Below are 15,588 nucleotides of genomic sequence, written 5' to 3' on the forward strand. Positions count from 1 at the left end.
CGCTGCGGAATCGATCCGGGCGCAGCGCCTACGGTTTGCTTCGCTGCACCTCCTCTCGCTGTGTTTGGCTTCGCCAAACGGTCGCTGCGCTCCCACGCCCGGATCAATCCCTCCACTCAGCCTTCCGACGTCGCCCGTGGATCAAGATCAAGAGCAGGCGAGCTGACACTCGGCCTATTGAGTGGTGAAGAGCGGGTGTCCGGCTTTGGTTTTGTGTTGGATTCGCCCCTCATCGGAACGCCGCCCGCCCAGCCCTTTCCCGAGGGAGAGGGAGCCGATTTGTGAGCTTTTCAAAGCCTGAGTTCAACGCGCTATTGCACGTCGGCGTACCTCTCCCAAACACCACGATCAGTCCCCTCTCCCTCGGGGAGAGGGCTAGGGTGAGGGGCTTTTGATCTGTTTCAGAATCTGAGTTCAACTCGGTATTTCACGTCGGCGTAGCTCTCCCAAACACTTCGGTCAGTCCCCTCTCCCTCTGGGAGAGGGTTAGGGTGAGGGGCTATTTCGCTGACACGATAAAAAACTTGAAGCGCTCACTGTCCAGCATTTCCCGTGCGTAAACATGATTTTGTGAGCCCGTTTAAATTACACAACCCGTTACGCCACGGGGCCTACAACACCTTGCGCCGTTACCTACGCGTACGCCAGAATCCGCCGGCTTACACAACCATGGCGCGGGCTATATCGTTTCCCTGCCACTGCCCATCAGTGGTCGGGTTTAGTAGCCCGTATGGTTTTAGTAAGTGCATAGGTCCCATTAAGTCAGGCGTATTTGCCTGCACTCAATGGTGGCTGTGCTCAGGGCGCTTTCGAGCGCGCCGGTCTTGCTAATTCCTCCGGTCTACTAACCTGCGCACAGCCGCCACCCTTCTTTTAGTAGAGAACGGTCGCGGCCCTGGTTCAGGAATTAGATATTTATGTTCAAAGCCACGCCAAACCCTCCGGGCACAGACCCAACCCCTCACGACCCAGCGCTTGAGTCTCAAAAGACAAAAGAAGCGACTGATCGCGCCCTCGACTACTACCTCCGACCCGAAGCTCTGGGTGCTCCGCCAAACCCGCCCAAGTTTCGCCCCGTCTATCTCGTAGACCCCACGCTGGATGACGAAACCCTGCTGGTCGAGGCGAGCGAATCGCTTTCATACGCCCATGCCATGGCCGGCAATATCGCCAACTCAATCGGCGGCCCGGAGCGTAAACCGCTGCTGGCGCTGCAACAGGTGATCATGCTCAACGAACTGTTGGTCAATCGACTGCTGGATAAGCTGAAGTTACCGCAGTAGTTGTGAAACTGATGAGTGGGGCGTTTGCCCCGCTCATCGCAAAGAGGCCGTACCGCCTAATGCTGATTCACTGATCAGTTCTTGTCAGTTTGAACGTTCCGTTCGGCCACAAACGATAACCTTCGGATTTGAACGTTGCGGTGAAGTCACCGGTGACGGTGCTTGTTGTCCGGTCCAGTCTGATTGTAAGTTCCGCGTCGTCGGCATCGACAGTTGCGAATCCCGTGAAACCCGGTGGGGCAGGTATCGAATGGATATGGGCAACATGCAACCCCTTGCCGTCATTCAGTTTGTAGGTGTATTCCATCAAATCTTCATCGAGATAAGGCACGCTCAGAAGAAAGCTAAAGTAGTTTTCTTCGTCCAACGATCCGGTCGAACCGGCAAAGACCCAACTTTCTTCGCCGGTAGGCGGAAAGACGCTGTAGTCGAACGAGCTGTGTTGAGCGTTGATGGGCTCAGCCCCGAAACTCCAGTGAAAATCATTGGTGGCGGGCTGGAAACTGTTTTGCTTCGTGATGAAAATGCACTTCGCGCTCATGATGAAATCCTTCTCCGTGTGTAAACAAAGACAGGTGAGAACACCTGGGTGCCATTGAAGGTTCTTTAATGAACACGCGTCTACTGTAAAACCTGACAGCTAGACAGCGTCGTGCAAATGTGGATGCGTAGGCAAACCAAGGTCGTTAGCGAATTCCGGCTTTGGCGCCATCCATTTCCGACCTGCAATAAAAAACCCGGAAGCTTTCGCAGTCCGGGTTTTTTAATGAAGAACAAGATCAAAAGATCGCATCCTGCGGCAGCTCTTACAGGGATCGGTGCCGGAGCTGGCACAGGCTGCGAGTTTTTATTTTTAGCGGTTAAACCGCTTTACCGACAAACACTGCGTATTCGCCGTCTTCGTCAGCTCTTCACTCAACAACGCCAAGTTATGCGCCTGTTCCGACGTCTAATCTGCCAGTTTCGAAATACTGCTGACGTATCTGCTGATCTCGTCAGCCACTGGACTTTGCTCTTCCGGTAGAGGTTTGTCGCCGAACATCGAACTGATGTGGCTGGCGGTTGGGGATCATGTGTATCGGCTACTTACGATGCGCTCCTTGTCAGCTTGAATTCGCCGTTGGGGGTCTTGGGATCGACATTGAATGTGGCTTTAAATTTACCCGTGCTGGTTCCGCTGACCGGATCAAGTGTGATGGTTACGGAAGCTGAGTGCGCTTTAATGCACGTGAAGCCACCATCACTGGTCAAAAAACAGTGTGAAAATGTTAGCCCTTCGTCTCCCAGGCCGAATGTGCCATCGATAATGGATTCATTAACGTAATCAAGCGTGAATGAGTAAAGGAAAAGGTCCCCTGTATCATGCGAACCGTTCCAGGCATCCCATGCCCAATACTTCCGTCCCGGTGAAGCGTGGATAAGTTGCAGTGACGCCGTGGTCGCTTCTATCCACGCTGAACTTGAGTCAAAGCGCCATTTGAAAATGTCCTCCGGGCCCGATAGACGGTTTGTTCTTGTTGCTGCTAACAGACGATTGTGATGAGTGCGCATTGTTAGTCTCTAACCGTGGTTCATCAGCTTCTGCCGATATAAAGGGACAGAGTGGGGCAACAGCAGAAAAAAGATAACTGTCAGAGTTGACAGTTGCTTTCTGATCTCTTGTGTGAAGTCGAGTTTCTAAGAAGAGGCTAGGTCCCGCGCAAAAGGTGAAGTAGCAACTGATCGCGCTCTGGTACTACCTCAAACCCGAATACTTGGCGGCCCCGCCAAGCTCATCCAAATTTGTCCCGTCTACCTCGTCGACCCAACGCTGGAGGACGAAACCCTGCTGGTCGGGCGAGTCGCTTTCATACGCCCATGCTGAACGAGCTGTTGATCAATCGACTGCTGGATAAGCTGAAGTTGCCGCAGTAGTTTCGCTGGCTGTTATGGCCTCTTCGCGAGCAGGCTCGCTCCCACAGGGGATTGTCGTCGGACACAAAACTGTGGTCCCAAGCAGTTCCAATGTGGGAGCGAGCCTGCTCGCGAAAGCGGCCTGCCAAACAACATCTGTTTCAGACAGGCAACAAAAACCCGGAAGCTCTCGCTCTCCGGGTTTTTTGTTATCGCCAGTTCAATCAGCGGTTAAACCGCTCCACCAACGAGTACTGCGTATTAGCCGTTTTCGTCAGCTCTTCACTCAGCAACGCCGAGTTATGCGCCTGTTCCGACGTCTGATCCGCCAACTCCGAAATATTGCTGATGTTGCGGCTGATCTCTTCAGCCACCGCACTTTGCTCTTCGGTCGCGGCAGCAATCTGCGTGGTCATGTCGGTGATATTGGCCACCGCTTCACTGATCCCGACCAACGCCTGATCCGCTTCCAGCACTCGTGCTACACCTTCTTCGGCCTGACGATGCCCGGCTTCCATGGTCTGCACAGCGCTTGACGCAGTCTGCTGCAACTTGGCGATCAAGGCATGAATCTGCCCGGTCGATTCGCTGGTGCGCTGTGCTAGCTGACGAACTTCATCAGCCACCACCGCAAAACCACGGCCCATCTCGCCGGCACGCGCTGCTTCAATCGCAGCGTTCAGAGCGAGCAGGTTGGTCTGATCGGCGATGCCTTTGATCACATCAACCACACCGCCGATTTCGTCGCTGTCCTTGGCCAGTTGAGTGACGGTCAAACCGGTTTCGCCGACAACTACCGACAGACGCTGAATAGCTTCACGGGTTTCGCCGGCGATGTCACGGCCGCGACCGGTCAGGCGATTGGCTTCCTGAGTGGCGTCGGCGGTGCGCTGCACGTGGCTCGCTACTTCCTGAGTAGTGGCGGCCATCTGGTTGACGGCGGTGGCGACCTGTTCGGTTTCCACGCGCTGACGTTCCAGGCCGGTGGAGCTGTTGTGCGCCAGGGCGTCGGACTGCTTGGCCTGATCGGTCAGGTGTTCGGCCGTGTCCTGCAGACGGGTCAGGCAGGTTTTCAGGCGTGCTTCCTGGCTGAGGATCGACATTTCCAGACGCGCCTGGGCGCCACGGCTGTCGGTGTACATCTGCGCGATCAGCGGGTCGGAGGTGGTCTGTTCGGCCAGACGCAGCAGGCGCTTGAGCCCGCGTTGCTGCCATTGCAGGCCCATCAGGCCCAGCGGCACCGACAAACCGGCGGCGAGGGCGAAGCCCCACTGCGAATTCAGGGTGGCGCCGATCACGAAGCTCAGTTGGCTGACCAGAATGAACGGCAGCCAGTCTTGCAGCACCGGCAGCCATTTGTCGCTGGAGGGGATCGCCGACTTGCCTTGGTTGATGCGTTGGTAGAGCGCTTCGGCGCGGCGGATCTGTTCGGCGGTGGGTTTGATCCGCACCGACTCGTAACCGACCACCTGATTGCCGTCGAACACCGGTGTTACGTAGGCGTTAACCCAGTAATGGTCACCGGTCTTGCAGCGATTCTTGACAATGCCCATCCATGGCAAGCCTTGTTTCAATGTGCCCCACATGTGCGAAAACACCGCCGCCGGGACGTCTGGGTGACGGACCAGGTTGTGCGGTGCACGGATCAGCTCTTCACGCGAAAACCCGCTGATCTCGACGAAAGCGTCGTTGCAGTAGGTGATCACGCCCTTGGCGTCGGTTGTGGAGATCAACCGCTGCTGAGCCGGGAAAGTCCGTTCGCGTTGTGTAATGGGCTGGTTGTTACGCATGGTTTTTCAATCCGCAAGGCTTTGAAAGGTTGTCGGCGGTGACAGCTTTTTATTGAAATTTTTTTTCAATAATCAGCACAGCGTCGCAAAACGGCGCTTGCTTCAGCCGGCGAGCATCGGATAGGTGAACAAACCGAAGTGCAGCAGGTTCAGGCCGAAATGCGTGGCGATTGCCGCGCCGAGCCCGCCAAAACGGTAGGCCAGACCATAGCCGACACCCGCCAGACCCGCCAGCAACACCCAGGTCCAGCCCGCGCCGGCATGCACCAGACCAAACAGCAGCGAGGCCAGCAGCAGGGCGAGGTTTTCACCGTAAGGCAGATGTTTGAAACGCTGGCTGAGGCCGCCCTGTATATAGCCGCGAAACAGCGCTTCTTCGACCAAGGTCACCAGCAGTAGGTTGTTCAGCACCCACAACCATGCCTGATCCGGCCACTTCGGCGCCCAGGCGATCACGCCCAGCAACAGTGCGCCGCCGAGAGCCAGAATCGCACTGAGAGTCAGGGCGAGGGCGGTGGCGTACACGCTCAGACGCAACGAACGGCGCCCGACAATCCACGGGCAGACCAGTAGCAACCAGAAGCCAATCAACGGTTTATCGAGATTCAGATACATCGAGAACGGCACGGCATTGTCGGTGAAGCGCTGCGGATCGATGGCGCGCCCGTTGGCAAACCCCGGCAACCAGTGCAACGCCAGCGCCAAGGCCAGCACGATGAACAGGCCATGACCGAGAAACCGCGCAACCGGCACCTGTTGTTGGCGCACGGCAAAACCTGCGAACACCAGTAATCCAACGGAGATCAACGCCAGCCAACCGAGGTGGCCGTAGCTCAGCGCCCATCCATAACCGAGGCTGAGAAGTGCCAGATAGAGCCATGGCAAAGCCTTCATCGAAAGTCCCTGTGCAGAATGTGTGGAGGGGCTTTCTACACGGGTGGGGGCGTGGGGACAAGTGAAGGTGTGGCGGAATGTGGGGACGGCAAACAAACCCTCGGCCACACACAAATCCCCTGTGGGATTGGATCTAGCGCAAGTTCAGTTTCGCCGCCGCACGCTCGGTGATTTCCGTGCGCAGCTTCAGCGATGGCGCGGCGCGCAGGCGTGCTTCATCGACAATCTCACCCGGCGCAGTCTCCGGGCTGCCTGCGTTGAACGGCGGTGCCGGCGCATATTCCAATTGCAACTGGATCAGTTGCGCCGCGTCAGCACCCACCAACTCTTCCGCCAGCACCAAGGCAAAATCAATCCCTGCCGTAATCCCGCCGCCGGTAAACAGATTACCGTCACGCACCACCCGATCCTTCACCGCGATCGCGCCCAGCGTCGGCAGCAGATCGTGATACGCCCAATGCGTGGTCGCCCGTTTGCCTTGCAGCAAACCCGCTGCGCCAAGGACCAGCGAGCCGGTGCACACCGAGGTCACATACTTCGCCTGAAGGGCTTGGCGTTTGATGAAGTCCAGCGTCTGCTCGTCTTCCATCAATGGCCCGACACCGCCGCCACCGGGAATGCAGATCACGTCCAGACACGGGCAATCCTCGAACGTGATGGTCGGTTTCAGCAGCAGACCGGTGCTGGCGGTGACCGGCATCAGATCCTTCCAGATCAGATGTACCTGCACGCCCGGCAACGAGGCGAGCACGTCGTAAGGGCCGGTCAGGTCAAGTTGCTGAACCTGTGGAAACAACAGAAAACCGATCTGCAGCGTCATTGTTCTTGCTCCATGAAAAAGGGTGGACGGCTTCACTGTAGGCGCGTAGGTTCTGGCGCATACGCCAATAACCCCACGAATTACGCCAAATGCCCAAAGCCATCCACGTACTCGCGTTTGCCAATATGCAGATCCTCGATGTCACCGGACCGTTGCAGGTGTTCGCCTCGGCCAATGACCTCTGTCGTCAACGCGGTTTGCCCGTGCCCTATGCGCCGTCGGTGATTGCCAGCGAGGGCGGGGCGGTGATGTCCTCGGCGGGGCTGGCGGTATTGTCCGAACCGCTACCGCTGGAGCCCAGCGACACGCTGATCATCGCCGGCGGATGGGGCATTTATCCTGCCGCCGAAGATGTGGCGTTGGTGGATTGGGTGCGCGAACATGCGGCGAAATGTCGGCGCGTAGCGTCAGTGTGCACCGGGGCATTTTTGCTCGCGGCCAGTGGCTGGCTCGACGGTCGTCGCGTCGTCACCCACTGGACCCGTTGCGAACAATTGGCGCAGCAACATCCGAAACTGCAAGTCGAGGCCAATCCGATTTTCATCACCGACGGCCCGGTATGGACCTCGGCGGGTGTCACCGCTGGCATCGATCTGGCACTGGCGATGGTTGAAGAGGATCTGGGCAGCGACATCGCCCTGGACGTCGCCCGGCACCTCGTGGTGTTTCTGAAACGCCCGGGCGGGCAATCGCAATTCAGCGTGACCTTATCCTTGCAGAATCAAGGCAATCGCTTTGATGAGTTGCACGCCTGGATCGCCGAAAACCTCACCTGCGACCTCGGCGTCCCGACCCTGGCCGAGCAGGCCGGCATGAGCGAACGCAGCTTCGTCCGCCACTACCGCGCCGACACCGGCCAGACCCCGGCGCGGGCGATTGAACTGATCCGCGTCGAGACGGCGCGGCGTCTGCTCAGCGACACCGGCCTGCCGGTGAAACGGATCGCGGCCAATTGCGGTTTTGGTAGCGAAGAAACGCTGCGCCGCAGTTTCCTGCGGGCGATTGGCGTGACGCCGCAAGCCTATCGCGAGCGGTTTTCGGTCAGCGCTGCACCCGATCCGGTGATGCCTTGAGAGTTTCCAGCGGGGCTTCTTCGGGTTCAGATAAACTGCGCAGCTAATTCTGCCGACCGACTTCAAGGACGATGCATGTCACTCAAACCGCTGCTTGCTCTGCTGGTACTCGTCGGGATGCTGGCCGGTTGCGCCTCGCCGCCCCCGCCACTGCCGGATACCCCGCAACGCCGTGAACTGATGGAGCGCATGTTTGCCAAGTCGACGATCATGCTGTCGTTCAAGGAACTCGAAGCACGAGCTGCCGCCGAGCCGGGCGAACCAAAGCGCCAAGTCAGCGCAGACGAAGCTTTGGCCAAACATAAGCAACAAATGAATGTCGACCTGCCAGCCGCGTACTGGCAGCAGCGCCGCGCAAACCTCGCGCAACTGATCGATGCCAGGGCCAAGGGCGAAGCCGTCGGTCTGGCGGCGTACAAAGAGAAGTACTTCGAGCAGTTGTCCCAGGCTCCGACGCCCATGCTAGCGGCTCTGGCCAATGCTCCGCGGATGGACGCGCTGCCAGAGTTTCCATTAGTGCTGCCGAACGATCATCAACTCAGTTACTTCTACCTGATGACCGTCGCGGAAGAGACGTTCTGGGAGATTGAGCAGTTTTACCAGCACATGGCCGATCTGGATGCACAGTACGGCGTGTGCGCGCTGTACCCGGGTTGCTACCGACCGGACTTCCGCACGGCTAAGCCTCGGCTTCCGCCACCTGATTGAAATACTTCGTCCGATCCGGGGTAAACGTCACCCGCATCTTCGTCCGCGAGCAGGTCAGCGAACGCTCTTCACTCAAATCGATATCCAGGTCCTCGCCGCGCAACCCTTGCCACTGCGCCAGATACTTCAACGAGCCATATTTCTCGGTTTTCTTCAGGCTGCGGCTCACGCCACCTTTCCAGCCGAGTACCGGCAGTTCGCCGGCGAGGCATTTTTGCGCGAGGTCGGGGAAGCGGTTCGCCCGCTGGCGGCCGATTTCCCAGCATTTGATCAGGCCTTTGTCCGCGGCTTCCCAGAGTTGGGTGCGGGTCAGGCCGCTGCGAAGGGGCGTGTCGATGGTGCGCTGGACGTGCTGAGACATTCTGGTTCCTTGAATTCGGGTTTTATTGGACAGCTCCGCTGTGCCCGTTGCGGTGGATGGTAGGGGCGGATGTAACAGCTGGCAACAGGGTATTTCCGGGTGTGACTGCGAGTTGCGGGGTAGGGATGACAGGGGGGATGTTGAGCCGCTGTAGTCCGCAGGTGTGTCCAACTGTGGTGAGGGGTTTTATCCCCGTTGGCCTGCGCAGCGGCCCCAAAGTCAGAAGCCCCGGTACTTCTGGATGAGTGAGCTGCAGGGTTTTTGGGCTGCTTCGCAGTCCAGTGGGGATAAATCCCCCCGCCACAGGGATCCTACAAAGTCATCGTTTTGTGGGCTATTTCCTACAGTCACTGGCGAACATTACGGCTGCCACTCACTCTTTTCCCCGCTCAAACGTCGATCCAGAAAACTCGCCGCGCTGATCAACGCCAGATGCGTCAAGGCCTGCGGGGTGTTGCCCAAGTGCCGGCCATGGGCGTCGAACTCTTCGGCGTAAAGGCCCAGCGGGTTGGCATAACGCAGCAATTGCTCAAACTCCAGATGGGCTTTTTCCACCTGCCCGGCGCGAGCCAGGCATTCGACGTACCAGAATGAACACGCAGCGAACGCGCCTTCGGTGCCGGCCAGGCCATCGATATTGCTGTCGTCATTGCGATAGCGATACACCATGCCGTCGCGCACCAAGGTCTTTTCGATGGCTTCGAGGGTCGACAGCCAGCGTGGATCCTTGGCGCTGACGAAGCGCACCAGTGGCATCAACAGCATCGATCCATCGAGCGCGGTGCCGCCCTTGTACTGGACGAAATGCCCGCGCTCCTCGTTCCAGAAGTTGTCCCAGATATCGGCGTAAATCGCCTGTCGGGTCTGGTCCCACTGGGCGAACGGTGCCGGCAGCGAGCGCTTCGACGCCAAACGAATCGCCCGGTCCAGCGCCACCCAGCACATCAGTCGAGAATGCAGAAAGTGGTGCTGTTCACCGCGCATTTCCCAAATGCCGACATCCTTGGTCTGCCAGGTCTCACAGACTTGATCGACCACTTCGCGCACGTGTTTCCAGCCTTCGTGGGAAATCGCGTCGCCATATTTGTTGACCAGATACACCGCGTCCATCAGCTCGCCAAAGATGTCGAGCTGGATCTGCTCGTACGCGCCGTTGCCGATGCGTACCGGTTTTGCGCCGCCGTGACCGGACAGATGATCCAGTTCGGTTTCCGGCAATTCCTGTTGTCCGTCGATGGCGTACAAAATATTCAGTTTCACCGGTTGCCCGTGGCAATCGCTTACCCGCCCGCGCAACCAGCCCATGTAGGCGTTGGCCTCGCCGACAAAGCCCAGGCGCATGAACGCGTACACCGTGAACGAGGCATCGCGGATCCACGTGTAGCGATAATCCCAGTTGCGCTCGCCGCCCGGCGTTTCCGGAAGACCGAAAGTGGCGGCGGCGAGAATGGCGCCGTGTTTGCGCGACGTCAGCAGTTTCAACGCGAGGGCCGAACGGTTGACCATTTCCCGCCAGCGGCCGCGGTAAATCGATTGACCGATCCAGTCGCGCCAGAACTTCAGGGTGCGCTCCATGCACAAGTGTCCGGCGCCTTCGGCGAATCGTGGATCATCGGACGCACCGAGCATGAACGCTGCCGTTTCATCTTGCTTGAGCGTGAATTGCGCCACCGCCGCTTGGGCGTCGATCTGCATCGGCTGGTCCGAAGCCAGGCGCAGTGACGGTTGGCCGGCAGCGCTGAACGTCACGTCTTGTTGATCCATCTGTGCTCGGGTGTCGGCTCGGGCGTAATCGTGGCGCACGGCGCAGCGCATCGTGAAAGTCGCCGAGCCGCTCACTACACGAACCCGCCGCATCAGCAGCGGCAGGGCATCGTCACTGTCACCGATAGGCAGCAGATCGGTGACTTCCACCACCGCGCGCTCACTCAGCCAGCGGGTTTGCAGAACGTTAGTGTCGGGCAGGTAAATCTGCTCGCGGCGCGCGTCGGGCAAGTCCGGCGCCAACTGGAAAATCCCCGCGTCCGGGGTATCCAGCAACGAACAGAAAATCGACGGGCTGTCGAACTCCGGCCAGCAGAAAAAATCCACACTGCCGCGATCATTGACCAGCGCTGCACTGCGCATGTCGCCGATGATGCCGTGGGCATCGATCGGGCTTTGTCGTTCCAGGTGATGCTCAGCCATTGCCGCGAAACTCCGGATAGAGGCTCATGCCGCCGTCGATGAACAGGGTGGTGCCGACGATGTAGTCGGCGGCATCCGAGGCGAGAAAGACCACCGCGTTGGCGACGTCCTCAGCATCGCCGATGCGTCCGTAGGGAATCAGTTCGAGCAGCTTCTCAGCGGCAGCGCCTTCGGTGGCGTCTTTATTGATCGCCGTGCGAATCGCTCCCGGGGCGATGCCGTTGATACGAATGCGTTGGTGGCTGACTTCCTGCGCGAGGGTCTGCATCAGTTGGTCGACGCCGCCCTTGGACGCGGCGTAATTGACGTGCCCGGCCCAGGGAATGCGCTGGTGCACTGAACTCATGTGGATGATCTTGCCGGCGGCGCGGGACACGCCTTCACGAACGCCTTGGCGATTGAAGATCCGCAGTGCGGCGCGGGCGCAGAGGAATTGGCCGGTGAGGTTGACGCCGATCACCGCGTTCCAGTCGTCCAGCGACATATCCACAGCGGGCGCGTCTTTTTGCATACCCGAGTTGGCCACCAGAATATCCAGTGAGCCGAAGGCATCGAGGGTTTCGGCGAACAGCCGTTCAACCTCGTCTTCCTTTGATACGTCGGCGCGGATGGCGATGGCTTGGCCACCGTCGGCGACGATCTGCCGGGCAAGTGCTTCGGCAGGTTCGGCCTGTCGGTTGTAGTTGATGACCACTGCAGCGCCGGCAGCCGCGAGGGCTTTGGCGGCGGCGTGACCGATGCCAGAACTGGCGCCGGTGATCAGGGCTGTTTGTCCGGTGAGCGAGATATGCATGCAATGGCGCGCCTTGAGTGAGGGCTTATTTAGCTGACCGGTTGCAAAGAGTGAGAGTTCATTCGGCAGAAAGGGCTGCGGTGATTTCGTAGACGCTTTCGCGAGCAGGCTCGCTCCCACAGGGGATTTGTGTACACCGCTGATTCACTGTGGGAGCGAGCCTGCTCGCGAAAGGGCCTTCACATTCCACCAACAATTCCCCGCTTCCACGCCACCCGACCCTATGGCAACTTGGCGGCCCTTGATGAGGCTGCAGTCCATGGCAAACCCCTACCGCGAATTATTCAACGCCCCCGGCGCACGAAATTTTGTGCTGGCCGGGATGATCGCGCGCATGCCGATCTCCATGACCGGTATCGGTGTGATCACCATGCTTTCGCAGTTGAAGGGTGGCTACGCTTTGGCTGGTGGCGTGGCGGCGACGTTTGCGCTCGCCACGGCGTTTTGTGCGCCGCAGGTTTCAAGGCTGGTGGACCGCTTCGGTCAGGGGCGGATTCTTCCGGTATCGGCGTTGATCGGCGGCGGCGCACTGCTGATGTTGCTGCTGTGCACGCGGTTACAGGCGCCGAACTGGACGCTGTTCATCTTCGCCGCACTGGCCGGTTGCATGCCGAGCATGTCGGCGATGGTGCGCGCACGCTGGACCGAGATCTATCGTGGCCAGCCGCAATTGCAGACCGCGTATGCGTTGGAATCGGTGCTCGATGAGGTCTGTTTTATTGTCGGTCCGCCGCTGTCGGTGGGGTTGTGCGTGGCGGTGTTTCCTGAGGCCGGGCCGCTGGCGGCTTTGCTGGCGCTGGCGATCGGCGTGACGGCGTTCGTCGCCCAGCGCAGCACCGAGCCGGCGGTGCACCCGCATGCGTGCGAACATCACGCCTCGATCATTGGTTCGACTGACGTTCAGTTACTGTTGGCGCTGATGATCGCCATGGGCGTTATCGTCGGCGTCATCGATGTGGTCAGCGTCGCGTTTGCCCAACAACAGGGGCAACCGGCGGCAGCGAGCATTGTGTTGTCCGTGTACGCCATCGGTTCGTGCCTGGCCGGCATCGCCTTCGGTGCGATGCGTTCGAAATTGCCATTGCCGCAGTTGTTCCTGTACGGCGGCGTGGCGACGGCAGTGACGACGTTACCGCTGTTGCTGGCGAGCAATATTTTTGGCTTGTCGCTGGCCGTGTTCATTGCCGGACTGTTCTTCTCGCCGACGCTGATTGTGGCGATGGCGTTGATCGAGCGCATCGTGCCACCAGCCAAACTGACTGAAGGCCTGACCTGGCTGGTCACCGGTTTGAGTATCGGCGTGGCCGTCGGGGCTGCCGGCTCCGGTTGGCTGGTGGACGCTTTCGGTGCGCGCAGCGGTTTCTGGCTGGCGATTGCGGCGGGTGCGGTGGTGCTGGGTTCGGCAATACAGAGTCACCGCCATCTGAAATGAAATTTCCATTGTGGGAGCGAGCCTGCTCGCGAAAGCGGTGTGTCAGACAACATTCAGATTGAATGTGAAATGGCTTTCGCGAGCAGGCTCGCTCCCACAGGATTTGCAGTGTTACCAGCCCCGTCCCGAGTTGACCCAGAAATTCACCGACAGTGAAGTCGACACCGACTCCACCTGATGGAACCAGCCCTCCGGCAGGAACAGCAGATCCCCAGCCCCCAGCGTTACGCGCAGGAACGTCACGTCCCGAGCGGCGGGGAAGCGCTCGTAGTCCGGCGCATCCGGGTTGAAATCGCAGCCATCCAGACCGCCCTTGGGCGCCGTCGACCAGGTGCCCAAGGCTTCACGATGATGCGGCGCGGCGAGGGTGAATTTCTTCTGCCCCCAGACCTGCGCGAAGAGGTTGTCGGTGTCGTCACGATGCAACGGCGTCAACGTGCCCTTCGGCCCGATCCAGATACGCGGCGGGATGAATAACGAGGCGTCGAAGTAGGCCGGGTATTTGATCTGTTGCATCAGCTGCGCCGGCAGGATGTTGTTGCCCATGTAGGCGGGTGGTTCGCCATTCGCACCTTTGGCCGCCGGTTTGTCCAGCGAGGCGATGAAGTCGGCCATCGACGTGGAGCGAAAATCACGCTCGGTGGAGAAGGTCTTCTTCACGTAGTCGCCATGGCGGGTGATGCCTTGCAGCTCGGCGAAATGCACCAGCGATTGTTCACGGCTGAGCTTGAACAGTGGCCAGTCCTGCAACGCATTGCTGATCACCACGGGAATGCCATTGGGCAGATAGCGGCTTTTGAACTCGGTGACCGACAGTTCGCTGCGCGCAAGACGTTCGATGCTGCTTTGGGTTGGCAGGCCGGCAGTGAGTTTTTCACTGAAGCGCGGCGGGGTCGGGTAGCGCTTGTTCATGTCGACTTTTTCCGCCACGGCGCGGCCGTGCATCGCATGCTCGATGATCTGCGGCAGCATCGTTGCCAGACCCATGTTGCCGCCGATCTTCAGGCGCCCGCTGGCGAACAGCTCTTCGACGTTGGCCATGCCGCTCATGATCCCGAGGAAATCGCGCTCGGCGACTTCAATGGTCACGTCCGGGCTGGCGTGGCGTCCGGGCACGGTGCGGCTGCTGGCCTTGACCTCGGACCAGTAGGCCTGCTGCGGACCAAACACGAATTGAAAAACGCCTTCGATGCCGACGGCGCCGGCATTGGCGAACAGTTTGCCCAGGATGCTCTGCAGGTCCACGGTGATCCCTCATTATTGGTTTTGGCCTGAACAGTTAACGAGCGCCTGTTGGGGGAATTTACTGGTCGATGACTAATTTGCCCGGCGTGGGATCCGTCTCTCTCTACAGATGAATTTTTCGAGGAAAGCGTGGTGACCAAGCTGACCCTGCTGTGCCTGCCGTATTCCGGCGCCAGTGCCATGGTCTACAGCCGCTGGCGGCCGAAACTGCCGCAATGGCTACACTTGCAACCGGTTGAGCTGCCGGGACGTGGCGCACGTTTTGGTGAGCCGCTGCATACCGACATGCGTGCATTGGCGATGCAACTGGCCAAGGAGCTGCGTCCGACACTCAAAGTCCCTTATGCACTGTTCGGCCATAGCCTTGGCGCATTGCTGGCCTGCGAAATGGCGCACGCCCTGCGTGCGCTGGGCTGTCCTGAGCCAGTAGCGATGTTCGCTTCCGGCACCGCGGCGCCGACGATGCGGGCCGATTACGATCGCGGCTTTGCCGACCCCAAGACCGACGCCGAGTTGATCGAACAACTGCGCACGCTCAATGGCACCAGCGAAGAAGTGCTGGCCAACGAAGAGCTGATGAGCCTGACCCTGCCGATCCTGCGCGCGGATTTTCAGCTGTGTGGCAAGTTCGAGCCGCTGGCGCGCCCGCTGCTCAACTGCCCGGTGCATGTGCTCGGCGGCAAGGCTGATCGTGCCACCACCGAGCAATTGATCGGCTGGAGCAAGGAAACCCGCGGCAGTTTCTCGGTGGACATGCTTGCGGGCGGGCACTTCTTTATTCATGAGCATGAGGCGAAGGTGCTCAAGGTGATCAAGGATCAGCTCGATGTGCATCATCGCCGACATGCCATGGCCGCAACCGCCTGAACACCGCAGAACCTGTGGGAGCGAGCCTGCTCGCGAAGGGGCATGTCAGTCAATATCTGCACTGACAGACACACCGTTTTCGCGAGCAGGCTCGCTCCCACAGTGTTTTCTGCCAGTCTGAAATTCCCCGCTTTGCCTCCCACCTGACAGTTGTTCTCATTCGCTAATTTTTCCGGTCTGCATTCGTTTTATAGGGATGACGTGCCTTTGTGCTTCCTGCCTACTGATCCGGATGCTGAGAA

Annotated in this window: 14 protein-coding genes and 1 pseudogene; 5 read left to right on the forward strand and 10 right to left on the reverse strand. The window is 59.3% G+C overall.

The window, feature by feature from the left end:
• Positions 1 to 917 precede the first annotated feature (917 nt).
• Positions 918 to 1,283, forward strand: a complete 366-nt coding sequence (locus tag HU718_RS10435) for a DUF6124 family protein (RefSeq protein ID WP_186613668.1) — start codon at positions 918 to 920, stop codon at positions 1,281 to 1,283.
• A gap of 67 nt (positions 1,284 to 1,350) precedes the next feature.
• Here HU718_RS10435 and HU718_RS10440 read toward each other — a convergent pair whose 3' ends face one another.
• From HU718_RS10440 to inhA, 6 genes and pseudogenes are all read right to left on the reverse strand, one after another.
• Positions 1,351 to 1,824, reverse strand: coding sequence for a hypothetical protein (locus HU718_RS10440; protein ID WP_110719734.1), 474 nt, complete (start codon positions 1,822 to 1,824; stop codon positions 1,351 to 1,353).
• Between the two features lie 312 nt (positions 1,825 to 2,136).
• A pseudogene (locus tag HU718_RS29635) lies at positions 2,137 to 2,352 on the reverse strand (chemotaxis protein); the annotation flags it as partial.
• A 17-nt stretch (positions 2,353 to 2,369) separates the two neighbouring features.
• On the reverse strand, positions 2,370 to 2,834 hold the full coding sequence (locus HU718_RS10445) for a hypothetical protein (RefSeq protein ID WP_150705765.1): 465 nt from the start codon (positions 2,832 to 2,834) through the stop codon (positions 2,370 to 2,372).
• Positions 2,835 to 3,400: 566 nt separating this feature from the next.
• Positions 3,401 to 4,966 carry a methyl-accepting chemotaxis protein gene (locus HU718_RS10450; RefSeq protein ID WP_064389791.1) on the reverse strand — a complete coding sequence of 522 codons (1,566 nt, stop codon included), beginning with the start codon at positions 4,964 to 4,966 and terminating at the stop codon, positions 3,401 to 3,403.
• Between the two features lie 102 nt (positions 4,967 to 5,068).
• Positions 5,069 to 5,860 carry a CPBP family intramembrane glutamic endopeptidase gene (locus HU718_RS10455; RefSeq protein WP_150705764.1) on the reverse strand — a complete coding sequence of 264 codons (792 nt, stop codon included), beginning with the start codon at positions 5,858 to 5,860 and terminating at the stop codon, positions 5,069 to 5,071.
• 133 nt (positions 5,861 to 5,993) lie between these two features.
• Complete coding sequence (inhA, locus tag HU718_RS10460) at positions 5,994 to 6,680, reverse strand: isonitrile hydratase (RefSeq protein ID WP_150705762.1); 687 nt, start codon at positions 6,678 to 6,680, stop codon at positions 5,994 to 5,996.
• 89 nt (positions 6,681 to 6,769) lie between these two features.
• On the opposite strand from inhA, the gene HU718_RS10465 reads away from it, so the two are divergent.
• Both HU718_RS10465 and HU718_RS10470 read left to right on the forward strand, forming a co-directional pair.
• The gene (locus HU718_RS10465; protein ID WP_186613665.1) at positions 6,770 to 7,753 is read left to right on the forward strand and encodes a GlxA family transcriptional regulator; all 984 of its coding nucleotides are present in this window, start codon (positions 6,770 to 6,772) and stop codon (positions 7,751 to 7,753) included.
• 75 nt (positions 7,754 to 7,828) lie between these two features.
• A complete protein-coding gene (locus HU718_RS10470) occupies positions 7,829 to 8,461 on the forward strand; it encodes a hypothetical protein (RefSeq protein WP_186613663.1) in 633 nt (210 codons plus the stop codon).
• Here HU718_RS10470 and HU718_RS10475 read toward each other — a convergent pair.
• The 3 genes from HU718_RS10475 to HU718_RS10485 all read right to left on the reverse strand — a co-directional run bounded on the left by HU718_RS10475 (position 8,433) and on the right by HU718_RS10485 (position 11,802).
• Positions 8,433 to 8,822, reverse strand: coding sequence for a hypothetical protein (locus HU718_RS10475; RefSeq protein WP_150705760.1), 390 nt, complete (start codon positions 8,820 to 8,822; stop codon positions 8,433 to 8,435). The genes HU718_RS10470 and HU718_RS10475 overlap by 29 nt on opposite strands.
• A gap of 360 nt (positions 8,823 to 9,182) precedes the next feature.
• Positions 9,183 to 11,009, reverse strand: a complete 1,827-nt coding sequence (locus HU718_RS10480) for a glycoside hydrolase family 15 protein (RefSeq protein WP_186613661.1) — start codon at positions 11,007 to 11,009, stop codon at positions 9,183 to 9,185.
• Complete coding sequence (locus HU718_RS10485; protein ID WP_186613659.1) at positions 11,002 to 11,802, reverse strand: glucose 1-dehydrogenase; 801 nt, start codon at positions 11,800 to 11,802, stop codon at positions 11,002 to 11,004. Before HU718_RS10485 ends, HU718_RS10480 begins: the two co-directional genes overlap by 8 nt.
• A gap of 259 nt (positions 11,803 to 12,061) precedes the next feature.
• On the opposite strand from HU718_RS10485, the gene HU718_RS10490 reads away from it, so the two are divergent.
• On the forward strand, positions 12,062 to 13,234 hold the full coding sequence (locus HU718_RS10490) for an MFS transporter (RefSeq protein WP_186613657.1): 1,173 nt from the start codon (positions 12,062 to 12,064) through the stop codon (positions 13,232 to 13,234).
• Positions 13,235 to 13,345: 111 nt separating this feature from the next.
• Here the strand turns inward: HU718_RS10490 and HU718_RS10495 are convergent, their stop codons facing one another.
• On the reverse strand, positions 13,346 to 14,479 hold the full coding sequence (locus HU718_RS10495) for a cupin-like domain-containing protein (protein WP_150729765.1): 1,134 nt from the start codon (positions 14,477 to 14,479) through the stop codon (positions 13,346 to 13,348).
• A 129-nt stretch (positions 14,480 to 14,608) separates the two neighbouring features.
• On the opposite strand from HU718_RS10495, the gene HU718_RS10500 reads away from it, so the two are divergent.
• Positions 14,609 to 15,346, forward strand: coding sequence for a thioesterase II family protein (locus HU718_RS10500; protein WP_150729766.1), 738 nt, complete (start codon positions 14,609 to 14,611; stop codon positions 15,344 to 15,346).
• Positions 15,347 to 15,588 lie beyond the last annotated feature (242 nt).

Origin of the sequence: Pseudomonas tensinigenes, from assembly GCF_014268445.2 — a bacterium.
Taxonomy (GTDB): domain Bacteria; phylum Pseudomonadota; class Gammaproteobacteria; order Pseudomonadales; family Pseudomonadaceae; genus Aquipseudomonas; species Aquipseudomonas tensinigenes.